Origin of the sequence: Marinobacter sp. UBA2498 (assembly GCF_002341575.1) — a bacterium.
Lineage (GTDB): Bacteria > Pseudomonadota > Gammaproteobacteria > Pseudomonadales > Oleiphilaceae > Marinobacter > Marinobacter manganoxydans.
The window spans coordinates 25,895-50,961 of the sequence record NZ_DDOI01000036.1; the positions used below are offsets into that span (position 1 = coordinate 25,895).

24 protein-coding genes are annotated in these 25,067 nt (G+C 57.4%); 9 read left to right on the plus strand and 15 right to left on the minus strand.

Features of this window, described 5'->3' with window-relative positions; genetic code table 11:
• The 9 genes from thrC to ffh all read right to left on the minus strand — a co-directional run.
• On the minus strand, positions 1 to 833 hold an 833-nt coding region (gene thrC / locus B2W52_RS03840; protein ID WP_286801415.1), incomplete at its 3' end, for a threonine synthase.
• Positions 834 to 844: 11 nt separating this feature from the next.
• Entirely contained in the window at positions 845 to 2,146 is a 1,302-nt protein-coding gene (locus B2W52_RS03845; protein WP_014576269.1) for a homoserine dehydrogenase, read from the minus strand.
• 145 nt (positions 2,147 to 2,291) lie between these two features.
• Positions 2,292 to 3,023: a DsbC family protein gene (locus tag B2W52_RS03850; RefSeq protein ID WP_008176233.1), complete on the minus strand. Its 732-nt coding sequence runs from the start codon at positions 3,021 to 3,023 to the stop codon at positions 2,292 to 2,294.
• Positions 3,024 to 3,152: 129 nt separating this feature from the next.
• Positions 3,153 to 4,055, minus strand: coding sequence for a site-specific tyrosine recombinase XerD (xerD, locus tag B2W52_RS03855; RefSeq protein ID WP_273017362.1), 903 nt, complete (start codon positions 4,053 to 4,055; stop codon positions 3,153 to 3,155).
• A 109-nt stretch (positions 4,056 to 4,164) separates the two neighbouring features.
• Entirely contained in the window at positions 4,165 to 4,521 is a 357-nt protein-coding gene (gene rplS / locus B2W52_RS03860; protein ID WP_048495327.1) for a 50S ribosomal protein L19, read from the minus strand.
• Between the two features lie 37 nt (positions 4,522 to 4,558).
• Positions 4,559 to 5,305, minus strand: a complete 747-nt coding sequence (gene trmD, locus B2W52_RS03865; RefSeq protein WP_339622760.1) for a tRNA (guanosine(37)-N1)-methyltransferase TrmD — start codon at positions 5,303 to 5,305, stop codon at positions 4,559 to 4,561.
• A gap of 3 nt (positions 5,306 to 5,308) precedes the next feature.
• Entirely contained in the window at positions 5,309 to 5,836 is a 528-nt protein-coding gene (rimM, locus tag B2W52_RS03870) for a ribosome maturation factor RimM (protein WP_202347113.1), read from the minus strand.
• Between the two features lie 27 nt (positions 5,837 to 5,863).
• Complete coding sequence (gene rpsP, locus B2W52_RS03875) at positions 5,864 to 6,103, minus strand: 30S ribosomal protein S16 (protein ID WP_064227103.1); 240 nt, start codon at positions 6,101 to 6,103, stop codon at positions 5,864 to 5,866.
• 163 nt (positions 6,104 to 6,266) lie between these two features.
• Complete coding sequence (gene ffh / locus B2W52_RS03880) at positions 6,267 to 7,658, minus strand: signal recognition particle protein (protein WP_008176248.1); 1,392 nt, start codon at positions 7,656 to 7,658, stop codon at positions 6,267 to 6,269.
• A 182-nt stretch (positions 7,659 to 7,840) separates the two neighbouring features.
• Between ffh and B2W52_RS03885 the strand changes: the two genes are divergently transcribed.
• The 5 genes from B2W52_RS03885 to B2W52_RS03905 all read left to right on the plus strand — a co-directional run bounded on the left by B2W52_RS03885 (position 7,841) and on the right by B2W52_RS03905 (position 13,958).
• Positions 7,841 to 8,647 (plus strand): cytochrome C assembly family protein, encoded by an 807-nt coding sequence (locus tag B2W52_RS03885; protein ID WP_008176250.1) that lies wholly within the window; start codon positions 7,841 to 7,843, stop codon positions 8,645 to 8,647.
• Between the two features lie 85 nt (positions 8,648 to 8,732).
• On the plus strand, positions 8,733 to 10,019 hold the full coding sequence (locus tag B2W52_RS03890; RefSeq protein ID WP_008176252.1) for an HlyC/CorC family transporter: 1,287 nt from the start codon (positions 8,733 to 8,735) through the stop codon (positions 10,017 to 10,019).
• A 157-nt stretch (positions 10,020 to 10,176) separates the two neighbouring features.
• The gene (locus tag B2W52_RS03895) at positions 10,177 to 10,779 is read left to right on the plus strand and encodes a Yip1 family protein (protein ID WP_008176254.1); all 603 of its coding nucleotides are present in this window, start codon (positions 10,177 to 10,179) and stop codon (positions 10,777 to 10,779) included.
• A gap of 195 nt (positions 10,780 to 10,974) precedes the next feature.
• A complete protein-coding gene (locus tag B2W52_RS03900) occupies positions 10,975 to 13,200 on the plus strand; it encodes a DUF1631 domain-containing protein (RefSeq protein WP_008176256.1) in 2,226 nt (741 codons plus the stop codon).
• A 62-nt stretch (positions 13,201 to 13,262) separates the two neighbouring features.
• Positions 13,263 to 13,958, plus strand: a complete 696-nt coding sequence (locus B2W52_RS03905; protein WP_273045763.1) for an energy transducer TonB family protein — start codon at positions 13,263 to 13,265, stop codon at positions 13,956 to 13,958.
• Positions 13,959 to 13,968: 10 nt separating this feature from the next.
• Here the strand turns inward: B2W52_RS03905 and grxD are convergent, their stop codons facing one another.
• Positions 13,969 to 14,295: a Grx4 family monothiol glutaredoxin gene (grxD, locus tag B2W52_RS03910; protein ID WP_008176261.1), complete on the minus strand. Its 327-nt coding sequence runs from the start codon at positions 14,293 to 14,295 to the stop codon at positions 13,969 to 13,971.
• A 238-nt stretch (positions 14,296 to 14,533) separates the two neighbouring features.
• Between grxD and argF the strand changes: the two genes are divergently transcribed.
• Positions 14,534 to 15,448 (plus strand): ornithine carbamoyltransferase, encoded by a 915-nt coding sequence (gene argF, locus B2W52_RS03915; RefSeq protein ID WP_008176263.1) that lies wholly within the window; start codon positions 14,534 to 14,536, stop codon positions 15,446 to 15,448.
• Between the two features lie 4 nt (positions 15,449 to 15,452).
• Entirely contained in the window at positions 15,453 to 16,526 is a 1,074-nt protein-coding gene (locus B2W52_RS03920; protein WP_008176266.1) for an ABC transporter ATP-binding protein, read from the plus strand.
• A gap of 9 nt (positions 16,527 to 16,535) precedes the next feature.
• On the opposite strand, the gene glpK is transcribed toward B2W52_RS03920, so the two are convergent.
• The 3 genes from glpK to B2W52_RS03935 all read right to left on the minus strand — a co-directional run bounded on the left by glpK (position 16,536) and on the right by B2W52_RS03935 (position 20,654).
• The gene (glpK, locus tag B2W52_RS03925; RefSeq protein ID WP_008176268.1) at positions 16,536 to 18,017 is read right to left on the minus strand and encodes a glycerol kinase GlpK; all 1,482 of its coding nucleotides are present in this window, start codon (positions 18,015 to 18,017) and stop codon (positions 16,536 to 16,538) included.
• A gap of 257 nt (positions 18,018 to 18,274) precedes the next feature.
• Complete coding sequence (locus B2W52_RS03930) at positions 18,275 to 19,894, minus strand: ATP-binding protein (protein ID WP_008176270.1); 1,620 nt, start codon at positions 19,892 to 19,894, stop codon at positions 18,275 to 18,277.
• Positions 19,895 to 19,916: 22 nt separating this feature from the next.
• The gene (locus tag B2W52_RS03935; protein WP_014576254.1) at positions 19,917 to 20,654 is read right to left on the minus strand and encodes a response regulator; all 738 of its coding nucleotides are present in this window, start codon (positions 20,652 to 20,654) and stop codon (positions 19,917 to 19,919) included.
• Positions 20,655 to 20,899: 245 nt separating this feature from the next.
• Here B2W52_RS03935 and B2W52_RS03940 point away from each other — a divergent pair, with 245 nt between their 5' ends.
• Together B2W52_RS03940 and B2W52_RS03945 are read left to right on the plus strand one after the other, a co-directional pair.
• Complete coding sequence (locus B2W52_RS03940) at positions 20,900 to 21,661, plus strand: GNAT family N-acetyltransferase (protein WP_008176274.1); 762 nt, start codon at positions 20,900 to 20,902, stop codon at positions 21,659 to 21,661.
• An 80-nt stretch (positions 21,662 to 21,741) separates the two neighbouring features.
• On the plus strand, positions 21,742 to 22,539 hold the full coding sequence (locus B2W52_RS03945) for a lysophospholipid acyltransferase family protein (RefSeq protein WP_286801449.1): 798 nt from the start codon (positions 21,742 to 21,744) through the stop codon (positions 22,537 to 22,539).
• Here B2W52_RS03945 and B2W52_RS03950 read toward each other — a convergent pair.
• The gene (locus B2W52_RS03950; protein WP_008176279.1) at positions 22,457 to 22,927 is read right to left on the minus strand and encodes an FKBP-type peptidyl-prolyl cis-trans isomerase; all 471 of its coding nucleotides are present in this window, start codon (positions 22,925 to 22,927) and stop codon (positions 22,457 to 22,459) included. The two genes, B2W52_RS03945 and B2W52_RS03950, sit on opposite strands and share 83 nt — an antisense overlap.
• The coding region (locus B2W52_RS03955; protein WP_286801434.1) for an acetyl-CoA hydrolase/transferase C-terminal domain-containing protein at positions 22,927 to 25,067 on the minus strand (2,141 nt) is incomplete at its 5' end. The genes B2W52_RS03950 and B2W52_RS03955, both read right to left, overlap by 1 nt.

Sequence of the window (25,067 nt, forward strand, 5' to 3'; positions counted from 1 at the left end):
ACCAGCTGGGAGATTGGCAGCCCCATCTTCTTGGCAAGGTAGCCGGCAAAGATATCGCCGAAGTTCCCGGTGGGCACGGAAAACGCCATGCTCCGATCCGGACCGCCCAGTGCCAGGGAGGCATGGAAGTAGTAGACGATCTGGGCCATGATCCGGGCCCAGTTGATGGAGTTGACAGCTGCCAGCTGGGTTTTGCCACCCAGGAACGACTGGTTGCCGAAACTCTCCTTCACCATGCGCTGACAGTCGTCGAAGTTGCCACGCACCGCAATGTTGTGGATGTTTTCACCCTGAACGGTGGTCATCTGACGGCGCTGAACCTCTGACACCCGCTGGTAGGGGTGCAGAATGAAAATATCCACGTGCTCGCACCTGCGACAACCCTCAATGGCAGCCGAGCCGGTGTCACCGGAAGTCGCTCCCATGATAACCACGTGCTGCTTGCGCTTTTCCAGAACATAGTCGAGGAGACGCCCTAACAGCTGGAGGGCGAAATCCTTGAACGCCAGCGTCGGACCGCGGAAAAGCTCCATCACCCACTCGTTGGTATCCAGCTGAACCAGCGGGGCCACGGCCTTGTGGGCGAAAACCGAGTAGGTCTCGTCCAGCATCTTGCGGAAATCATCCGCAGGGATAGCGTCATCCACGAACGGGTACATGACGTTGAACGCCAGCTCACTGTACGAAAGCCCGCGCCAGCTCCGGATTTCTTCCAGATCAAAATGTGGCAGGGATTCAGGAACATAGAGGCCGCCATCTGTCGCCAGACCGGTCAGCAGAACATCCTCAAAGCCCAGTGCGGGCGCTTCACCCCGCGTACTGATGTATCTCACGTTCGTACCTGTCAGTTGAAGTTTTCAGCGCGGATGCGGACAACATGGCCATCGGTGTCGGACAGAGCTTCCAACTCTTCGATCGCACGGTTGATCTGGCGCTCCTGAACGGTATGGGTCAGGATGATCACCGGAATACGTCCGTCCTTCAGCTCGGATTCCTTCTGCATGATCGACTCGATATTGATGCCATGCTCACTCAGAATGGAGGCAATCTTGGCCAGCACACCCGGACGATCCAGAGCGGTAATGCGCAGGTAGTAGGCAGACTGAATGTCCTCCATGGACAGCACATCCAGGTCTTCCATGGCGTCCGGTGAGAAGCCAAGGTAGGGCACACGCAGCTTGCTTTCGGTCGCCACGGCACGGGCCACATCGACGATATCGGCAATAACAGCCGACCCGGTTGCCTCATCCCCTGCTCCGGGACCGTAATACATGGTCTGGCCAACGGCATCGCCATCCACCAGGACCGCGTTCAGGACACCATCAACCTGGGCAATCAGATGACTCTGGGGCACCAGGGTCGGATGCACACGCAGCTCGATGCCATCATCGCGGCGACGGGCAATGCCGAGGTGCTTGATGCGATAACCCAGCAATTCGGCGTGAGCAATGTCGTAAGGGGTAATCTTCGAAATGCCTTCGGTGAAGCCTTTCTCGAACTGAAGAGGCACGCCAAACCCGGCTGATGCCAGTATGGTCAGCTTGTGGGCGGCATCAATGCCTTCCACATCAAAGGTCGGATCTGCTTCGGCGTACCCAAGATCCTGGGCTTCTTTGAGAACCTCGGAAAATTCCCGACCGGCACGCATTTCGGTCAGGATGTAGTTCCCGGTGCCGTTGATGATGCCGGCAATCCAGTCAATGCGGTTTGCCGCCATACCCTCACGAACAGCCTTGATGACCGGGATACCGCCGGCGACACCCGCCTCGTAAGCCACCACAACACCAGCCTTCTCGGCCGCCTCGAAGATTTCGTTGCCGTGGACGGCAATCAGGGCCTTGTTCGCGGTAACCACGTGCTTGCCGTTGCGGATTGCCGCCAGCACCAGCTCTTTGGCCGCATCATAACCACCGATGAGCTCGACCACGATATCCACGTCGGGATCGTTCACCACGTCGTAAATGTCGGTGCTGAAGGGCACATCGCCGAGGTCCATATCCTCGCGAGCCCGGCGACTGGCAACCCGGGTAATCCGGATATTGCATCCGGCCCGACCGGCAATCAGCCTGGCGTTGCGGGTCAAGACATTAAAGGTACCGCCGCCGACGGTTCCCAATCCGCAGATTCCGACACTGACGTCTTTCAAACTCTCACCTCTGATCCCGAAGGGGTGCTGATGAATTATATTAGGCGGGCATAGTATACCGATTCAGGCCTCACTGAATAAGCCCTGAATCGGATCCTTCGAAAATACCGTGTAACGCATCCCGTACGATAGGTGCGCCAGGATTTCAGAGTAGCCCGAGGCCTTCCGCCAGACGCTGGGCCGGGACATAGCCACGAACCATGTTGCCATCTTCCAGAACAATGGCAGGTGTCCCTGTGACCCCTACCCGGCCACCAAGCTCATACTGCTCGCCCACCGGATTTTCGCAACTTGCGTCGGGTACTGAGCGGCCGGCCTTGGCTGCGTCCATGGCCGCCTGCTGATCGTCAGCACACCAGACCGACTCATACTTCTTGAAAGACGCTGTATTGGGGCCGGACCGTGGAAACGCGTAGTAATTGACGGTAATGCCATAGCCATTCAACTGCGGCACCTCGTCATGCAGCTTCCGGCAGTAAGGGCAGTCGATATCAGTAAACACGTTTACCACGGCCTTTTCGTTTTTCGCCGGGAAGCTGATAACTCCCTTGTTACCATAGTCCGCCATCATTTCGCGACGGGCCTCCGTGCGGGCGGCTTCGGTGACATTGGCAATGCCCTGATCGGTAATCTTGAGAAGATCTCCCGTCATCAGGTACTGGCCGTCCTCGGTCGCGTAGATGGTGTCGCCATTGTTGCTCTGAACCTCATAGAGGCCCTTGGCTTCGGATTCCTTTACCGACACCACCTTGAGGCCGGGGACGGCCTGGGTCAGACGCTCGGAAATCCGGTCTTCCACTTCACCGGCACTGACGCTCGCCGCGCCAAAGGCACCCAGGACAACTCCAAGCGCCACAACCACATGTTTCATATTCATTCTGGCAAACAACCTTTTCCAGTAAACAGTTAAACAACCCGGGCAGTATTGGCACAGGCCGGGAATCAATTCAATGCGACAAGTACAGAAAAAGAAAGTTCACCCCCGCACGCGCAAACAGCCGCTTCATCAGCCCCTGGGATGGTGAGCCTGGTGCAGCGACTGGAGACGCTGACGAGCCACATGGGTGTATATCTGGGTCGTTGACAGATCCGAGTGACCCAACAGCATCTGTACAACACGGAGGTCCGCACCATGATTCAGAAGGTGCGTGGCAAACGCATGCCTCAGGGTGTGGGGAGACAGGTGCTTGCGAATACCGACTCGCACAGCGTAATGCTTGATGCGATGCCAGAATGTCTGGCGGGTCATCGCCGCTGCCCGATTACCCGGGAACAGCGCATCGCAGGAGCGGCCTTTCAGAAGCTCCGGCCGGCCTTCCTTCATGTACTTCAGCAGCCAGTCCACCGCCTCCTCCCCCAGGGGCACAAGCCGTTCCTTGTCACCCTTGCCGGTGATCCGAATGACGCCCTGGCGCAGATTTACCTGATCAACCCGCAGCTCTGTCAGCTCTGAGACCCTCAGACCACAACCATAGAGTATCTCGAGCATGGCCTTGTCCCGGAGCTCGATGGCAACACTCGGGTCCGGTTCGCAAAGCAGCGCATCCACCTCTTCCTCGGTGAGAGAATCCGGAAGACGCCGGGGCAACCTCGGGCTGTCGATCCGCAGGGTCGGATCCTCAGCGATCAGCCCTTCGCGTAGCAGAAAGCGGTAAAAACGCCGAAGTCCGGACAGCCGCCGGGCCGCCGTAGAGCTCTTGATCCCTTCCGCCAACCCCCGCGACATCCAGGCCAGAAGGTCGGTTCGGCGAACATCAGTCAGCGCGGGCTTGCCAGGCTGGCTTTCCAGCCATTCCGCCAATCGCGACAAATCACTCCGGTAGGCCTGCCGTGTCTTTTCCCCAAGCCCGTCTTCCAGCCAGATGGCATCAACGAACCGCACAATGACTGATTCATCTTCCGCTTTCATGGCAAGTTCCCAGACTTCGAACGTCCTACGACAAGCATACCGGAACGTCAGACACAAAAAAGGCAGCCCGGGGCTGCCTTTTTCTGCCTGCTGTTCAGCGCTCTGCTGATCAGCCCAGCTTTTCCTTGATACGAGCCGCCTTACCAGACAGGTCGCGCAGGTAGTAGAGCTTGGCCTGGCGAACATCGCCGCGACGCTTCACGCTGATGCTGTCGATCAGCTTGGAGAAGCTCTGGAAGGTACGCTCAACACCAACACCGTAAGAGATCTTACGTACGGTGAAAGAGGAATTCATGCCACGGTTACGCTTGCCGATGACGACACCCTCGAACGCCTGCAGACGCTCACGGTTACCCTCGGTTACGCGAACCTGAACGACCACGGTGTCGCCCGGCGCAAACGCAGGGATTTCCTTGGTCATCTGTTCTGCTTCAAGTTGACTGATGATGTTGTTCTTGCCGCTCATCGTAATGCTCCTGATACCCAATCTGTTAATGCCCTGATCATTCAGAGGCACCCGGTTCGTTCAAAATCTCTTCCAGCAGCTCACGCTCTTCGTCCGTAAACACCCGCTTTTCCAGCAGGTCGGGGCGTCGCTCCCGGGTTCGCCTCAACGACTGCTTCAGCCGCCAACGCCGGATCTGATCATGGTGACCGCCCAATAAAACATCCGGCACCGCCTGACCTTCGTAAACTTCGGGCCGGGTGTAGTGCGGACAATCCAGCAAACCGTCGGCGAAAGAATCCTGCTCTGCCGACTGCGCATGACCCAGCGCTCCGGGGATGAGGCGTGTAACCGCATCGATAACAGCCATCGCTGCCAATTCGCCACCGGAAAGCACAAAATCACCCAGTGACACTTCCCGATCGACTTCCGTCGCTATCAGGCGCTCATCAACACCCTCGTACCGGCCCGCCACCAGAATCAACTGCTGCTCTGCAGCAAGCGACTCGACAACAGACTGGTTCAGAGTCTCGCCCTGGGGCGAGAGGTAAACCACACAAGGGCTTCCGGGTGCTGCTTCCCTTGCCGCATGGATTGCGTCCCGGAGAGGCTGAATTTTCATCAGCATACCCGGGCCACCGCCATATGGCCGGTCGTCTACCGTGCGATGCCGGTCGTGGGTAAACTCACGGGGATTCCAGCTGCGGAAAGTCAAAAGACCATCCCGGACTGCCCTTCCCGTAATCCCGTAATCCGTTACCGCACTGAACATATCCGGGAACAGACTGACTGCGCCAATCCACACCCGTCAGAACTCCGGATCCCAGTCCACCACCATGCGCTTTGAATCCAGATCAACATTCTGGACCACTTCGCCAGGCAGATAAGGAATCAGACGCTCACGTTGATCGATGGAACCTGCCGTAGCCTGTACCACCAGAACATCGTTGGATCCGGTTTCCATAAGATGGTGCACTTTACCAAGGCACTCATCATCGACCGTATACACATCAAGACCTTCCAGCTGAAACCAGTAGAACTCCCCTTCAGGAAGTTCCGGCAACTCAGCTGTCGAGACCCTGACTTCGGCACCGCAATACGTGCGGGCCAGATCACGGTCGTTAATACCTTTCAGCCTGACGACGATCCCCTGCCCCTGGCGGCGACCTTCCTCAAGCTTGGCCGGAATACGCTTACCATCCAGATCAAGCGTCCAATCGGGATAGTTCAGTATTCCGTCTTTGGGATCGGTGTAGGAGAAGACCTTGAGCCACCCCTTGACCCCAAACACCGAGGTAATCCGGCCGATCACAGTTTCCTGCGAATTCTGTGTCATGCCATAAACCCCGGTATCAGTACTGTCTTACCCAGCAGCCTTCAGCAGCTGTGCAACGCGCTCGCTGGTCTGCGCGCCTTGACCGAGCCAGAAATCGACACGCTCACGATCAACGCGAAGGCTCTCTTCCTGACCACGGGCAACCGGGTTGAAGAAACCTACACGCTCAATGAAACGACCGTCGCGAGATTTGCGGCTGTCGGTGACTGTCAGATGGTAGAACGGGCGCTTCTTGGAGCCACCACGAGCCAAACGGATAATTACCATTTAACCAATATCCTATTCTGTTGAACGAACTTTGTACGATTCACGCCTGCTGAACACCAGCTGACGCGAAGACCCATACTCGAAAGGGGCGCTATTCTATGCTAAAAAAGCGCCAAAGAAAACAGCAAAACCAGTTGTTTCCCCGTTTTCCATGTAAGGCTTTTTACATACGGCCAAACGGAGGCATTCCGCCCCCTCCACCGCCGCCCGGGGGCATCATGCCACCCATGCCGCGCATCATATTCGCCATGCCGCCTTTCTTGCCAAACTTTTTCATCATCTTCTGCATTTGCTTGTGCTGTTTCAGCAGACGATTGACGTCCTGGATCTGGGTTCCAGACCCCGTGGCGATACGGCGCTTGCGGGAATTGTTGATCACATCCGGGTAACGCCGCTCTTTTGGCGTCATGGAGCAAATGATCGCCTCCATCTGCCCCATGGACTTGTCGTTGACCTGTTGCTGCGCCACCTGGGCCATCTGCCCCATGCCGGGCAACTTGTCGAGCAGGCCACCGATGCCACCCATGTTCTTCATCTGCTGAAGCTGATCCCGAAAATCCTCCAGATCGAAGCTTTTGCCCTTTTTGATTTTCTTGGTGAGCTTCTGGGCCTTCTTCTGATCAAGCTTGCGCTCTGCCTCTTCAATCAGCGAGAGCACATCGCCCATACCCAGGATCCGGGAGGCAACCCGGTCCGGATAGAACGGCTCCAGCGCATCAGACTTTTCACCAACACCCAGGAACTTGATCGGCTTACCGGTAATGTGACGAACAGACAAGGCGGCACCGCCACGGGCATCGCCATCGGTTTTGGTCAGCACCACGCCGGTCAGCGGCAGGGCATCGTTGAACGCCTTGGCGGTGTTGGCGGCATCCTGGCCCGTCATGGCATCGACCACGAACAGGGTTTCAACCGGGTTGACCGCTTTATGCAGCCGACCAATCTCTCCCATCATCTGTTCGTCGACGTGGAGTCGGCCGGCGGTATCAAGAATTACCACATCAATGTGCTTCTTCCTGGCCGCGGCAATGGCACCCTCGGCAATATCAACCGGGTCCTGATCGGCACTGCTCGGGAAGAACTCGACACCCACTTCGCCAGCGAGGGTTTCCAACTGGCGAATCGCCGCCGGACGGTAGACGTCGGCGCTGACCACCAGGACGGATTTTTTCTGCCGCTCTTTAAGGAAGCGCGAGAGTTTGGCGACCGTGGTCGTCTTACCTGCACCCTGCAGACCCGCCATCATGACTACGGCCGGCGGCTGGACGTTCAGATTGAGGGATTCATTACCCTCGCCCATGACGCGTTCCAGCTCCTGCTGGACAACTTTCACAAAGACCTGGCCCGGCGTCAGACTGCGCTGCACCTCCTGGCCAATGGCACGCTTGCGGACGCCCTCAACAAAGTCCTTCACCACCGGCAGGGCGACATCCGCCTCCAGCAGCGCCATGCGCACTTCCCGCAGGGTGTCCTTTATATTGTCATCAGTGAGGCGCGCCTGGCCGGAAATCTTGCGCAGACTGCCGGAAAGTCGGTCTTGGAGGTTCTCAAACATGTTGCTCTTCCGTACCCCGGATAAATTGAGTGCGTGAATCGGCAGAGCCGGCGACGACTCCTTGATTCCAGTTGCATAATCGCGACATTATAACCAGACTATCGCCCTGAAACGACCAGCCCGGTCAAATCGGCGCAAACCAGCGCCGATCCCCAGTCAGAACAGTGGTTAATAAGGAAGTCATGGGAACGCTGATTCTCGCGGTCACCTCTCTTTTTCTTTACAGCGTCGGTACCGCGCTGCAGGCCCTGCATTTCAGAGGCCGGGTTCAAAGCAACATTGCCATTACTACCCTGATTGGCGTTCTCGCCCTGACCAGCCACGGACTTCTCATTGGCCAGACAGTCCACCACGACGGCGGCTTCGATTTCAGTTTTTTCAAAAGCTCCGTGCTTATTTCCTGGCTGATCGTCTTCCTTCTATTGGGACTCAACCTTAAAAAGCCGGTGCAAAGCCTGTTTCTCGGCGTGTACCCGCTGGCCGGCCTCACCATTATTCTCGCCCTGGTTACCCATGGACCCTCGAGACTGGTGTCCGAGCAAAGCTACGGCATGCTCTCCCATATTGCGCTTTCGGTGACAGCCTACAGCCTCTTTACTCTGGCGGCCATCCAGGCGGTTCTACTTTACTTCCAGAATCGCCAACTGAAGCACAATTACAACAGCCTGCTGGTTCGTAACCTGCCACCTCTTCAAACCATGGAGTCGCTGCTGTTCGAGATGGTCTGGGCTGGCGTCGTCATGCTGATTCTGGCCATTGTGACCGGCGCCCTCTTTATAGAGGATCTCTTTGCCCAGAATCTCGCCCACAAGACCCTGTTCTCGATCCTGTCCCTGCTTGTGTTTGTGGCGCTCCTGATTGGTCGTTACACCAAAGGCTGGAGGGGCATCACCGCCAGCCGTTGGACCCTCGCTGGCTGCGCACTCCTGATGCTGGCCTTCTACGGCAGCAAGTTTGTGCTGGAACTGATCTTCCAGCGCGGCGGCTGACACCGGAAGCACCGGTTATTCTCTTGACACAACGCTCGCCGAAACCCTATTTTCGCTACTTGTCAGCAATATAAGGACACCTCTTTTGAACGAAACATCGCTCACCGCGCTGTTTATTCTCCTGGTTGGACTGATCCTCCTTTCCGGTTTCTTCTCGAGCTCCGAGACGGGGATGATGTCGCTCAACCGATATCGTCTCAAACATATGGCCAAAACCGGCCATAAAGGTGCCAAGCGCGCCCAGGGCCTGCTGCAACGAACCGACCAGCTGATCGGCGTCATCCTGATCGGCAACAACTTCGTGAACATCTTCGCCTCTTCGATCGCCACGGTTATCGCGATTCGGGTCTGGGGCGATGCCGGCATCGCGATTGCCACCATCCTGCTGACCATCGTGATCCTGATCTTCGCAGAAGTCACTCCGAAAACCCTTGCAGCACTATTTCCCGAGAAAATTGCCTTCCCGGCCAGTTACATACTCGGTCCGCTGCTGAAAATCCTGTATCCGATTGTCTGGGCGGTGAACCTGTTCACCGGAGGCATACTGAAACTGCTGGGCGTTTCCGCCGCAGACGCTGCCAACGACCACCTCAGCCGGGAAGAACTGCGAACACTGGTGAATGAGGCAGGCGCCCTGATACCCGCCAAGCACAAGGACATGCTGGTCAGCATTCTGGACCTGGAAAAAGTGACCGTGAATGACATCATGGTGCCGAGAAACGAGGTAGTGGGTATCGACCTGGAAGACGACACCGACACCATTCTGCGCCAACTGCGCAGCAGCCAGCATACCCGGCTTCCGGTCTTCAAGGGCGACATCAATAACATTCAGGGCATACTGCACCTGCGCAGCGCTTCCAAACTGCTGCAACAGGAGGAAATCAACAAGGCCATGATCATGCAGCTTTGCCAGGAACCCTATTTCATTCCGGAAAGCACGCCCCTGAACACCCAACTGATCAACTTCCAGAAAGGTCGTCGACGGTTCGGCGTTGTTGTCGATGAATACGGCGACGTTCTTGGCCTCGCGACACTGGAAGACATACTTGAAGAGATCGTCGGCGACTTTACGACGGACTATGCCGCCACCAGCCCGGACATCATTCCGCAGGACAACGGCACGTTCATTATTGATGGCACTTCCGCCGTTCGAACCATCAACAAGACCCTGGGCTGGAAGCTCCCTACCGATGGCCCTAAAACCCTTAACGGCCTGATTACCGAAACCCTGGAGAACATCCCCGACACCAACGTCTGCCTGAAAGTGGACGGCCATCGGGTAGAAGTGCTGCAGATCAAGGACAATGTCGTGAAAGCAGCCATTGTGCACCCGAAAAAACGCAAAAAACGTTCTCTGTCACTGAAACAGTAAAACCCGGACACCTCCTCCCTATGGCGCTATAGACCCTTCGGTTATAGCGTCTCCCGTTCTTGAAAGATCAAAATTTAACCGCCAGCTTGACCCCCGGTGATCCCCCACCAACACTGAAGGAGCGTGCGATACAAAAACAATCACAAGGAATACGTCCATGAGTCTGACACACACGTTTGGCCTGCTCGCCCATCCCGACCAGGAGTGGGAGGCGATCCGCAATGAATCCGAGACTGTCACAAGACTGTACGCCGGCCACATTCTGCTGCTGGCATTGATCCCTGCGGTTGCCGGCTTCATCGGAACAACCCAGGTAGGCTGGCAAATTGGTGATGGCCAGATCACCAAGCTGTCGGTAACGAGCGCACTCCAGCTTTCCACACTTTTCTACGCGGCCATGCTTGCCGGCATTTTTATACTCGGCAAGTTCATTGATTTTTTCGCCGCAACGTATGATGCGGTAGAACGGACGCCCAGAGGCGTTGCTCTGGCGGCGTACACGGCAACCCCGATTTTCCTGATTGGCGTAATCGCCGCGTATCCGAACATATGGGTGAATATGCTGGCAGGCCTGGTGGCGGTTGCCTACGCGGTCTACCTGCTTTACGAAGGGCTACCGATTCTGATGAGGATCCCGGCGGACAAGGGGTTCATGTTCGCTTCTGCAGTCCTGACGGTTGGCCTGGTTATGTTCGTTGCCCTGCTCGCCATCAGTGTTGTTATCTGGAGCATGGGCATAGGCCCGGTTTACGTGAACTGACCGCAAATTATCTTGCAAGTCAGTAATCTGCACGAGGGTGCCTGTTGGGCACCCCGTGTTTTTTTGAATTTGCTCCCACGTTAGCGTTTGGTCATGTTAACTTTGGGCAAAATGCGGTAAATTTAACCAATAACGAGAATCCAAGGATTTCAAGCTCGGTCATGTATCCGGTTGAGGCGTAAACAGGAGTCTGCCATGAACAAGCAGTCCGGCATACATTACCTCCGCGAACACAGGGAAGCCGGAAGTAACAGACCGGTTCCTGCGGAGGTCACCCGCATCCGGGACACGGTTGTCGCCGGGCTCGGTGATTTGCTGCAGGGCGCCTTCGACGCCGTCGACGATTCGCTGTTCGAGCTGGCCAATAATGCCCGCAGCAACAACGAACAGAACCGGTACTTCGAGGCGATGCGTGAAATTCGCATCAAGCGTAAGGGTGTCGAGCGGCATTTCCAGAACACCGTTGCCCAATATTTTGCCACCCCCCCTCACACCGGACCGCTTCAGGAAGAACAGCTGAGCAAGCAGGCCAGCGCCGACACTCTTGCCCTGGTCGGCAATGACGACCTTGAGGAGCAGGTTGCCCTCAACGCCATGATCACCAAGGCAAAGGCGCACTTTCAGGGCCCACTGCTGCAACTCCAGACCCGTTTCAGTCAGGTGTACCCGGAAGCCACCGACGAATCACCGGTCAATCCGATGGCACCGGAACACCTTTGCAGTGCGTTCACAGAGGCAATACAGGCCCTTGAGATCCAGATCCGTGAGCGCCTGATCCTGCTCAAGCAGTTTGACCGCTATGTTGTGTCCAACCTCGGCATGCTGCTGGACGAAGCCAACCGCATACTGATCCAGGCCGGGATCATTCCGAACTTCCGTTATCACGGCAAATCCGGTCAGCAGCATGAGGCCTCCAGTCCCCAGTCGGCAGAGGCGCCAAAACAGGAAAGCGCGCCGGACGCTTCCGCGGCAGAACGGGCCGGCCAGGCCGCCAGCAGCAGCGCGGTTTTCGAACAGATCCGACAGATGCTGGCGCTGCAACGGGCCAATGCGGGCATACCTCCCCGTGCCTCGGACCCGAATGTCCGGGTCGTGGGTGACTCCGAGCTGGCAAGCCTTCTCAATTCATTGCCGCTTTCAGCCCCCCGGCAGGACCAGGGCAACCTGAGCGCCGGCGAACCTGTCAGCGTTGATCTCCGTCAGCTGGTACAACAGCTCCTTTCCCAGACCGATACCGGGGATGGTCGAAAACCGGCGCTTAACGAGGTCGATGAAGACCTCATTAACCTGGTTTCCATGCTGTTTGAATTCATTCTTGACGACTACAACCTGTCAGCTCCGGTTCAGGTGTTGATAAGCAGGCTGCAGATTCCGATCCTGAAAGTGGTTATCCGGGACAAGAGTTTCTTCAGCCAGGCTACGCACCCGGCCAGACGTCTCCTGAACTCCCTGGCGAGAGCAGGCATTGGCTGGAGTAGCAGCGACGAGAAAACCAAGGACAAACTCTACGGACAGATTCACAACATTGTGCAAAGGATTCTCAACGAATTTGACGGTGATGTTTCGCTTTTTGAAACCCTCAATCAGGAATTCGAACAGTTCCTTGAACGGGAGAACCGAAAGGCGTCTCTGGTTGAGCAGAGAACCCGTGAATCCGAGCGGGGTCGGATCAAGTCCCAGACGGCTCAACAAACCGTCGACAATCTTCTTAAACAGAAGGTGTCCCGTTACAAACTGCCGGAGTCCATCCATGACATCCTGATGAATGGCTGGAGCCGCGTGATGTTTCTTGCCTATCTCAGGGATGACGTGGAGCATCGGTGGAATGCCACGGTGAAGGTCGTCGATGATCTGATCTGGTGTCTTCACCCCCATCAGGAAGATGACGAAAGAGACCAGTGGGTGCGGGTCGTGCCTGGCCTGCTGAAATCACTGCGGTCAGGACTTGAAGAGGTCTCCTATAACTCATCGAGACTCGATGAAATGATGGGCCAGCTCAAGCATCAGCTGGCAGAGGCATTCCGGACCAATGCTGCCATCGAAGCACTACAGGATTCTCCTGAAGAGCCGGCGGAAGAGGAAATCGCGACCGTTCACCAGACGGCCGTTGAGCGCCAGCAGGAACTGGAAGACGCTGCAATCTCGGAATATGTTGCCCAGATTGACGGTATCGAGATTGGTAACTGGGTCGAGTTTCGACTGGTCAATGGTGCAAACTTCCGCTGCAAGCTGTCCGCCATCATTGATGAAGCAGATTGCTTTGTCTTTGTGAACCGGATGGGGCTGAAAGTGATTGAGAAAACCCGGGTTGAACTGGCCCATGAAATGCGCCGTGGCCGGCTGACCCTGCTTGAGCAGGGCGCATTGATTGATCGGGCCCTGGATGCGGTTGTCGGCACCCTCCGGAGCAAGACCGCCTGACGCCAATGCCTGAAAAAAGCAGTCCCAATGCCCTGCCGGCTGCCTACCGGCTTGGGCTTGCCTTGTCTCTGGCTCTTTTCCTACACACGCTCCTGCTTTCAGGCATCTCCTCGCCCAAGGAAGAACCAACGGTCACGCACAGGGAGAGTGTAAGGTTTGAGCTGGTAGCCCCGGGCACTCTTAGAACGGTTGCCGACCCGTCAGCTGACCTCAGTCCTCGTCGGGATGCACCACGGGTAACGCCGTTTGAGATTGATCCTCCTGAGCCGGAACCCCTCTCCAAACCGGAGGTTGTGACATCCCGCGAGCCGCAAACCCCCGCCCCGACAAAGGCAACAAATACCAGCGTCCCCCGGAGCGAAGCCGCACAGTCAAGCGCCAGCTCTGCTGCCGGAGAAGAACCCGAACAGCTCCCTGAAAAAACGGAGGAGAGCATTACGAGGGTTACGGAGTCACCGGGCGAGCTCGACCCCTATGTGGTCAAACTGGCCGTCCATCTGGCCCATCAACTTGAAGAACTGAGAGTGCCGGCCATGAGGAGCCTCACTGACACGGTCGCTATGGAAGTCGAACTGCAGTTGCTTGGAAATGGCGCCCTGACCCGGGCAAGGGTTCTGAAATCAACAGGAATCAAGCCAATCGATGAAGCTGCATATCGGGCTGCGCTGGCGGCTAGCCCCTACCCTCAGCCACCGAAGGATAGCGGGAGCGCGAACCGCTTCGAGGTGGAACTGTTGTTCACCCCGAAACGGCTCTGAGCTGCAGTGATCAGGCTTCTGCCTGCTTCGCCGCCTCTTTGACAAGTTTGGCCAGCTCACCGCTCTCGGACATTTCGAGAACAATGTCACATCCGCCAACGAGCTCACCATTGATGTACAGCTGGGGATACGTGGGCCAGCTGGAGTAAACCTTCAGGGCTTCACGAAGCTCCTGGTTATCCAGAATATTGACGAAGGCAAAGCGTTCGCCGCAGGCCATTACCGCCTGTACGGTTTTGGCCGAGAAGCCACACTGGGGTGCCTGTGGGCTGCCCTTCATGTACAGGATGATCGGATTCTCTTCAAGCTGGCTCTTAATGGTTTCATTGATATCCATGAACATTCACCTCTGTTGGAACAGTCTTGCCACACGGCAATTTTCTTGACGCTATTGTACACGGGTGCCGAACACCTCACCAAACACCTTGATTTGACCTCGAGCAACACCGGCAGTTCCAGCCCGGCCACAGCGTTGTCATACCTGCTCCGAAGGGCTAGACTTGATGCCCCATTTTTTCAGCCAACGTTCAGGCAATCCCGCCAGCAGCGGGGTTCGGTGAGATAAGGGCCATTGCATGGCGGCACGACATTTTCTGACATTGAATGACATGACAACCAACGAGCTGGAAAGCCTGGTTGATCATGCCACAGCATTGCGCAACGAGTGGCGGCAAGGGAAGGTTCGGGACTCCCTCAAGAACCGTGTCCTTGCGATGATCTTCGAAAAATCATCAACGCGAACCCGGGTTTCTTTTGAAGCCGGCATGACCCAGCTCGGCGGCTCCGCAATGTTCCTGTCGCCACGGGATACCCAGCTTGGCCGGGGCGAGCCGATAGAAGACTCGGCTATCGTTATCTCCAGCATGGTTGATGCGGTGATGATCCGCACCTTTGCCCATGAAACCGTGGAGCGCTTCGCGGCTGCATCACGGGTGCCGGTGATCAATGCGCTGACCGATGACTTTCACCCATGCCAATTGCTGGCCGATATGCAAACATTCCGGGAACACCGCGGCAGTATTCGCGGCGCTACCGTTGCCTGGATCGGCGATGGCAACAACATGTGCCACTCCTACATCAATGCCGCCGCACAGTTCGATTTCAACCTGAACATCGCCTGTCCTGAGGGCTACGAGCCGGCAGAATCAATGCTCAAGGGCCACGAAGACCGGGTCAAGGTGTTCCGGGAGCCGGCCGAGGCGGCCCGAAACGCCCAGCTCCTGGTGACCGACGTCTGGGCTTCCATGGGCCAGGAAGACGAGCAGAAAGCCCGTGAAAGGGCGTTCAGTGGCTATCAGATCAATCCCGGGCTGCTCTCTGTGGCCGATAAGGATGTGCTGTTCATGCATTGCCTCCCGGCTCACCGTGGTGAGGAAATATCGGCGGACATGATGGAGCATCCTGCCTCCGTGGTCTGGGACGAGGCCGAGAACCGCCTGCACGCCCAGAAGGCACTGCTCGAATTTCTCATCCTGAACCGGCTGGACTGATTCCATGAGCACAACCGCACAATCTCCGGCAGACTGGCTGCTCGAGGTCAATAACCTGTCCTGCGGCTACGGCGGGGATTCTGTGGTCAAGGATGTCAGCTTTGCCCTGAGCCATGGCGACATCGGCTGCCTGCTTGGCCCGAGCGGCTGCGGCAAAAGTACCATACTGCGCGCCCTCGCCGGTTTTCTTCCACTGAGTGGTGGCGAGATTTCGCTGCAGTCCCAGGCCATCAGCCTGCCCGGACGCACCCTGCCCCCGGAAAAGCGTCGGATCGGCATGGTGTTCCAGGATTACGCCCTGTTTCCGCACCTGACTATCGCTGACAACGTGGGGTTCGGTCTGCGGAATCTGAACAAGGCAGAGAAACGGCAGAAGGTCATGGAACTACTGAATGTCGTGCATCTGCAGGATCTGGCCGACAACTATCCCCATGAACTGTCTGGCGGCCAGCAGCAGCGCGTTGCCCTGGCCCGCGCCCTGGCACCCGAGCCCACGCTGATTTTGCTGGATGAGCCGTTTTCCAATCTGGACGCGGATCTGCGCCGTCGGCTGAGCCTGGATGTTCGCGAAATCCTGAAGACGCTCGGCATCAGCGCCATTCTGGTTACCCACGACCAGCAGGAAGCCTTCGCCATGTGCGATCAGGTCGCTGTGTTGCGGGACGGCAGGATCCAGCAGTGGGACGTGCCCTACAACCTCTACCATGAACCGGCAAATCGTTTCGTTGCCAGCTTCGTGGGTCAGGGCGGATTCGTCCCCGGCACCGCCCTGGGGCCGGATACTATTGAATCCGAGCTCGGCGTGATCCACGGCAACCGGGCCTACAAATGGGAACCCGGCACCCTGGTAGACGTTCTGATCCGGCCCGATGACATCGTTCATGACCCCGACTCGGATCTGCAGCCCAAGGTGGTTGAGAAAACCTTTGCCGGCACTTCCACGCTCTACCGTTTCCGGTGTTCCGAAGACACAGAGTTCGAAGCCCTGTTCCGCAGTCACCTGGATTTCAACCTGGGTGAGCATGTGCCGGTGCGTGTCGAGGCGGATCACCTGATTGCCTTCGAACGCACCAGCTGATTGAGAGATTCAGTTGTTGCAGACGCGCTCGACAGCATCCAGCCAGCCAGCGTAGAGAGATTCTCGCAAAGCCGGGCGCATTTCCGGATGGAACTGCCGCTCGCATTCCCAGAGCGCGGAGATCTGCTCAAGGTTGTCAAAAATACCTGTCTGTAGTCCCGCAAGGTAGGCAGCTCCGAGAGCGGTTGTCTCTGTAACCCGGGGCCGGTCAACGGTGACATTCAGTATGTCGGCCAGGAACTTCATCACCCAGTCGTTCACCACCATACCGCCATCCACGCGCAGCGATTCAAGTCGGGCGCCGTCGTTCTGGATCGCCCGCACCAGGTCCTTGGTCTGATAGCAGACCGACTGCAGGCCGGCGGTAACGATCTCGCCAATGCCCGTATCCCGCGTCAGGCCCATGATGGCGCCGCGAGCATGAGGATCCCAATGAGGGGCTCCCAGGCCGGTAAACGCCGGAACCAGGTAAACCGGATTGTCGACTCCGACCGCCTCCGCATGGGCGGAAGATTCATTGGCGTGGGCAATCAGCTTGAGCCCGTCCCTCAACCACTGCATGGCAGCACCGGCAACAAAAATACTTCCTTCTACCGCGTAACAGGGCTTGCCGTTTAGCCGATAGGCCATGGTGGTCAGCAACCGATTTTCGGACCGAACGGCCTTATCGCCCGTATTGAGCATGAGAAAACAGCCGGTGCCGTAAGTGCTCTTGGCCATGCCCGGGTAAAAGCAGGCCTGCCCCACGAGAGCCGCGTGCTGATCCCCTGCAATGCCGGCAATCATAACTGGCGCGCCCAACCACTGTACTTCGGCGGTGCCATAGTCTGCGGCGCTATCGAGTACTTCCGGCAGCAAGGCCCGCGGCACGCGAAACAGGGCCAGAAGATCGTCGTCCCAGTCCTGCTTGTGAATATTGAAAAGAGCCGTTCTCGAGGCATTGGTGGCATCGGTGCAGTGGGATTTTCCGTTCGTCAGGTTCCAGAGCAGCCAACTGTCCACCGTTCCAAAAGCCAGTGCACCGGATTCGGCCCGGGCGCGGGCGCCCTCCACGTTATCGAGAATCCAGGCTATCTTGGTGGCCGAAAAGTAGGGATCAATTAGCAGCCCGGTTCGTTCAACAACCGTGTCCTCATGGCCGTCTGATTTCAGCTTGGTACACCAGGACGCGGTTCGACGGTCCTGCCAGACAATAGCGTGGTAGATCGGCTCGCCGGTTGCCCGGTCCCAAATCACCGTGGTTTCCCGCTGATTGGTGATACCAATACCCGCCAGCTCCGAGGCGTCGATACCCGCTTTGTCGAGCGCGCCGCGACACACCGCCAGAGTGCTGTCCCAGATTTCCCGAGCATCGTGCTCCACCCAGCCATCTTTCGGGAAATACTGGTGAAATTCCTGCTGATCGGTTGCAACGCTGTTGCCCGTTTGATCAAAAACAATAGCACGGGAACTGGTTGTGCCCTGGTCGATGGCAAGCAGATAACGGGTCATGGACGGCCTCCTTTTGTTTCCCGGAATTCTAACAGCAGAGCAGACGGGAAAGGGTGACCGATATGGAATTTGGGAGCAGGCATAAAAAAAGGGCCGGAAAACCGGCCCTCAAATGACGAATGAAACAAGGAAAGTTCGTAAGAACTACAACCTCAAAAGTCATCCCTTACGCTTTGCAGTATTGACCGGCCCGCCAAAAACTTCAGTAGTGCTTGTGTAGCTGCTTTGTTACATCAGGTGAGGCGATGGGGTCTGGCTCACACAATGGAGTCCACCGGTTTTTTTCTGGGCCAGACCAGGCTGAATTTTGCACCGCCAAGCGTGTCGCTCCTGCTGACGAAGGCGTGCCCTCCGTGCCAGTAGAGAATCCGGCGAACAATAGACAAACCCAGGCCGTAGCCGCCGGAGGTTCGGGTACGGCTGTCGTCCAGTCGGGCAAACGCAGTAAACACTTTCTCCCAGTCTTCCTCTGGAATGCCGGGGCCATCGTCTTCAACGTCAACGCGACAGTTGTCCTCATCGAAATGACAGCTGACCAGCACCTTGCCAGCCGCGTAGCGTCCTGCGTTGCCTACCAGATTCTGGATCGCCCGATGCAGGTAGCGAGGCTCAATATCCGACAGCGCCCAACGTTCCGAGACCTCATCAATGTTGCCTTCGATACTCAGCTCGGGCCGGACCATCTGCTGCTCAGAGACCACCTGGCGGACAATGTCGGTTACCGAGGTTTCCTGCAGCGAGAAAACCGGGCCGCCCTGCTCCAGCCGCGCATAGGTCAGGATCTCATCAATCAGCTCGTCCAGTTCCTGGATATCGCCATCAATACCGTCCAGTTGCCTTTGCAGGGCAGACTCGTCCTGGCAGTCCTCGATCATCTGGACGCCAAAGCGGATACGGGCCACGGGAGTGCGCAATTCGTGCGAAACCGCGTGAATCATTTCCCGCTGCACCTGCACCAGGCGCTGTATGTGTTCGGCCATACCGTTGAATGACGAGGCCAGGCGGGTTACCAGCGTTCCCTCGCCCGCCTGGACCCGGGCGCTCATTTCTCCACGTGCGATTCGAACCGCTACCGACTCAACGGTTCTGAGATTACTGTCCACTTCCCGGAGCGCGAGGAAAACGGCAACGGCCAAAACCCCGCCAAGCACCAGGACCAGCAGCAGGACAACCGGCCAGGCCCAGGGATCAAACCCCGCGGGCATGTCAATCCGGTACAACTCACCGTCGGATAGCTGAACGATCACCCGTCCGCAACCGTCTGATTCGTCGGTGTAGAAGGCAAGGCCCCGCTCGGCGACCTGGTCCAGAACGTCAGAGTCCGGCAGCAGGTCGGCGTCGTCCAGGGTCTGCACTTCGACATTGAGAGAACGGGCCATTTGCGAGGCAACATTGAGACGGTCATCCGCAGAGGCTGAATCAAGATGCCACCGGAAAATCAACCCAATGGTTTCTGACACATCCCGGTAGGGCTCGTTCAGACGCAGCTGCAGGATTTCTCCGCTCAGTCCGGTTACCAGAACCCGATACCCTACGTCACTGTCGATGCCAACCACCTGGCCGTAGCCAAGTCGCTCCAGAGCCACCGGTGACAGGTTGAAACGGGAAGCAGCCCCCATGCGAAGATCAACCGTCGAACTCAGCCAGTGGTATTGCTGTAATGGTGCCGGGGCCGCAGCCAGCCAGCGCATCAGTGGCTCGGGGAAGCGTTCATGCCAGAATTGGGAGCGCACCGAGTTGATCCCGGTGAACAGCAGGACACATAAAAAAACAACCAGCGCGGTCAGGCCGGTAAGGCGGGCATAAAGCTTGAGGAAGAACTTCAGGGGCATGGTACCAACCCTGGCATGGAACACCGGTATGCGGGCGAATGGCACACCGGCTCCAGAGACTGAATCGTCAGGCTTCCTTTACGAACAGGTAGCCTTTACTACGAACGGTCTTGATGCGTCGCGGATGGATGGGGTCATCGCCAATCTTGGGTCGAATCCGGGAAACGCGAACATCAATGGATCGATCCTGACCATCGTATTCAATACCACGCAAGGCGGTGAAGATTTCTTCCCGGCTAAGCACGCGGCCCGCGTTGCTGGCGAGCAACCAGAGCAAATCAAATTCGGCGCTGGTCAGATCAATGCTTTCTTCACTCAGCCAGGCCTCCCGCATGGAGCGGTCGACAACCAGATCATTGAACTGGAGGCGCACCGGTTCTTCGCCCCCTGCCTCGTCCGCCGACCCCGAGCCGGTTTCGGTCACCCGACGCAGCATGGCGCGAATCCGTGCCAGCAGCACCCGGGGTTTGACCGGTTTGCCAATATAGTCATCGGCACCCATTTCCAGACCCAGGACCTGGTCCAGATCGTCGGTTCGGGCAGTCAACATGATGATCGGACCGGAAAAGAAGGGGCGCACCCGTCGGCAAATGGAAAGCCCATCCTCGCCAGGTAACATAAGATCCAGAACCACCAGATCCGGCTGCTCGTTACGGATCCGCTCTACCGCGGCCCCACCATGAGTTTCCAGGGAGACGGTCAACCCGTTGCTTTCAAGGTATTCGCGGGTTAACTCCGCCAACCGCTCGTCGTCCTCGACAATCAGAATTCGCCAACTTTCGTTTGTCTGTTCCACGCCATCCATCTCTGGTTTTGTTATTCCGGTTTCAGGTCATTCTGTGTACCTGACGATACAGGCAACCTGCTGTAACAGCAATTATACATGCTATTCAGAAATATACATGGAACCGCTGCTTCGTTACACCCTGTGACAGAGCTCCCGTAACCGCCAATCGGCCCCGATGTCACAGACACGTCACCTGGTGGTCACCGATGTGTCATACCGGCTTCATAGGCTTGTCGGGAAATGGAAACAAAAGAGACGACGCCATGACCACACAAACCGCGAAAGCCCGCCGCAGCGCCCGTCGCCTGAAAACCGACATGACCCGATGCCCCAGACAGGTCGAAGCGGCCCAGCGGCTGCGTTACCGGGTATTTTCGGAGGAATACGGCAGCGACCTGGGCGCACAGACGCCCGGCATCGACGCTGACGAGTTCGATGCAGTGTGTGACCACCTGATCGTTACCGACCTGGATTCGGGCGAACTGGTAGCGACCACACGCATCCTGCACCAGAAAGACACCAAAGATGTTGGCGGCTTTTATTCGGCCGGGGAGTTCGACCTGAGCGCCCTGGAGAGACTCCCTGGCACCATCGCCGAGCTGGGGCGCACTTGTGTTCACCCGGATTATCGCAATGGCGCGACCATCAGCCTGCTCTGGTCGGCAGTGGCCGAATATCTGGTTGAGCGCGGTGTTGACTACATGATTGGCTGCGCGAGCATCGGCATGTCTGACGGTGGCCTGAAAGCCTGGCGCATCGCCCGCCACCTCCAGACCGAGTATCTGGCCGATCCGGCCTTTCTGGTAAAACCACTTCGCGCGATGCCGCATCTGACCCACACCCGGGACAGCGATCGACCGGTGGACGTTCCCGCGCTGATCCGAGCCTACATGCGTCTTGGTGCCCGTGTCTGCGGTGAGCCCTGCTGGGATCCGGATTTTCGCTGTGCCGACCTGTTGGTTGTGCTGGAGGTCAGTAAACTGGCCGGCCGCTACAGCCGGCACTTCATGCGCTCGGCATCCTGAAGACGGGAATCTGGGATATGAGCTGGCTGAGACTCTGCGTTCGGATCACTGCCTTTATAGCCTTCCTTACAGCCACCACAATGTTGGCCGCCGCTCTGCGGAGCACTGAAATTGTTACCCGCAATGCTATCGACCGGACACCCTGGGCCAGATTCTGTTTCCGCTGGGCCTGTCGGTGCCTGGGACTGAATATACGCCAGCACGGCTCACCTTCCGACGATACCGTTCTGTTCGTCAGCAACCACATCAGTTGGTCAGATATTCCGATTCTGGGAAGCCTGGCACCGATCCGGTTTCTGTCAAAAGCCGAGGTCGGCCAGTGGCCGGTCATAGGCTGGCTGGCACGACAGGCCGGCACGCTCTTCATTCGACGCGGCGGTGGTCAGGCCCGCCGGGTTCGGGACCAGGTCATCGGGAATTTGCGGGCCGGGGAGAGTGTCTTGATATACCCGGAAGGAACCACCAGCGCAGGTCTGACGGTATTGCCGTTCCATGGCCTGTTGCTCAAGGCCGCTCCAGAGAGCAGAACGCCGGTACAACCGATCACCATTGCCTATCGCCGGGAAGGCCGCCCCGACCATCTGGCTCCCTTCATTGGTGATGATGAGTTCCACCACCATTTGTTGCGGATGCTAGCCCAGCCTTCTGCCCGGGTCGACGTAGTCTTCCACGAACCTGTGCACCCGTCGGAAAAGATCCCGGCCGGAGAGTTCGCCGCCAGCCTGAGAGAGACCGTTCTGGAAGGACTGACCCGAATATACCGTGGTGAATACGACAGACCGGCAACCGAGTGTATCAGAACAGGGGACGACCCTGGGCTACCTCATCTTCCGTCGCTTCACGGCGGCCAACGATCTCCAGATCAAAGTACAGGGTAAAGCCCGCCAATGGGTGATTGGCGTCCACCTTAACCAGGTTGCCATCAATCCCGACAACCTGCACGATCTGCGCTTCATCGCCCGTGTTGGTCTGGAACTTCATGCCAATCTGCAGGTTCTCGATACCTTCGAACAGTGAACGTGGCACCTTGCGCACCAGCTCGGGCTTGTGCTCACCGTACGCCATGGCCGGCGGTACCGTTACCTCGAGGCAATCGCCCACGTTGCGGTCTTTCACCGCCTGTTGGATCCCTTCAATAATCTCGGGACTGCCATAGACGAAGTGCAGGGGCTCACTGCCTTCGGAAGTATCAACCAGCTCGCCGATCTTGTTCTTCAAAACATAGTGAACGGTAAAAACGTCGGGTCTTGCTTGTGAAGCTGTCATCAGGTTTTCGAGTTTCCTGTATCCGGTGGTGTTTCGAGCTGTTGCAGGCCATGAATAACCAGTCGCTGATCCAGCTTGTCCCGCAATCCTGAAGGGTTACGCAGGCCCATGCGCTCAAGCAGGGACCCGTAACGGCCTTCGTCATCCCGGGCCCGGAGGGCCTGTAACAGGGTTGACAGTTTACCACGGCGAGTGGCCGTTGCGGCCTTGAGCCACTTAAGGGCTTTCCCCAACGTCAGCTCCTCATCGGTAAAGTCCCTGCCAAACGGGAACGGCGGGAACAGGCTGGCATCTCCCGCTGCCGCAACGGCAAGACGGATGGCTTGCGGGGTATTGTTACACCAGTCGGCAGGCAGCTTGAACGCAGGATCCACCTTGCCCGCCTTCTGGGCTTTTTTTAGAAGCTCCTGCTGGAACCGGGAGTCGGCAATGCGGATCAGCCTCAGGAAGACCTGCTCGTCGGACTGCCCTCTCAGATCGGCAATCCCATACTCGGTAATGACGATGTCCCGCAGATGGCGGGGTATGGTGCAATGACCATAATTGAACACGATATTCGACAGTACCTTGCCCTGGGATGATCGGGTGCTGCGTAGCGACAGGATCGAACGTGCGCCCGGCAGCTCGTGAGCCATGGCAACGAAGTTGTACTGGCCACCGACGCCACTGACCACACGACCATCTTCAAGACCATCCGATACGCCAGCACCGTTGAGGGTGTACATCATAGCCGAATTGATGAACCGGCCATGAACGCGCTGCGCCGCTTTCAGCTTCTGGTCTCCGAACCGGTGGTCATACAGGTGGTTGATGAAGTTCACGCTGGTCATGCAGATTTTTGCACGCTGCTCGTCGGTCATTTCCCTGAGGTACTGGTAAAACTGCTCGGGACCAACGTAAAAACCGCCGTGCATGGCGATACCGCCAGTCAGCCGTTCCCCGAGGATGAGGGTTTGGATGGCCTGCCGGGCCTCCGGATTGTCCAGATCACCCTCGACCGACTGATCACCAATACGTAAACGGCCGCCCTTGAACTCGACAGCTTCTTTAAAGATGCCGTGCTGGACCAGCCAATGAACATCCTTTGCCCGCAACGGGCTATCAATAAGCTTTTCGCGCCGCAGGACATCGAGGGTTGCGAGAGACACTTCGCTGGGAATATCACCGCGATTGATCAATGTCTGCAGACCGGCGTGATCGTATACCTCGCGGGTAAGGATGCCTTCCTGCATCAGGTACAGGAAACCATCCACCATCATTTCACTACAGCCATAAAGCCCCTCCTCGAAGGGGCCGGTGCCACCGTCCTCGCGAACGACGGGGAAATGCTGATCAACCTGGAGATGGTCAAACACCTGCCGCCAGGCCTTATTGTGACTGTGTCTGAGAATGGCACTGTGGACCAGGGCCGCGCCCAGTGAGCCGATGCCAACCTGGAGCGTACCGCCGTCCTTCAGGAGGGTACTGGCGTAGAATCCGATCAGGTGGTCTTCCGGGCTGACCGACATCTGGGGCGCTGAGAACAGCGGATAGTCTCCCGAAGGCTGATCAAGCAAGACATCGAACCGGTCTGCTTCAATCGCCGCATGATGGCCAAACCAGGGAAGGTTCTGGTTCATCTCGGCCACCAGCGCCACCGGCGTGCCAGCCGCCTCGCGCTCACGGAGCAGGGGAATCAGGTCCAGCGTCAGATCCGGGTTGCAGCTCAGACTGACCTGGCCGGGCTGCCCATGGGCCTCGCCCGGCGACACCATCTGGGCGACGACATTGACACCCACCGCCATCAGATCGCGAACGGCATGAGTATAGTTGGTACACACGTAATGCCGCTGCTGGGAACGATTGTTCAGATAACTGCCGGCTTTGAAGAAAAACTCCGAGACCTGAACATTCTCAGGAAGACGGTTTGCCGATACATCCCTGGCATAGGCCAGTTCAGGAATCCGGCCATAGAGGCGCTCAACAAAAGGCCCCATGAAACGCTTTTCCAGCGAGGAGCCGCCCTTTGGCGCCAGCAGCGACAGTGCCGTAACAATGTGCAGGCTGATTTCCGGATCGTCTTTCGCCCGCTGGTATAGCGCATTAACAAAGCGAACCGGTTTTCCGAGCCCGAGCGGCAAACCGAGAGTAATCTCCTTGC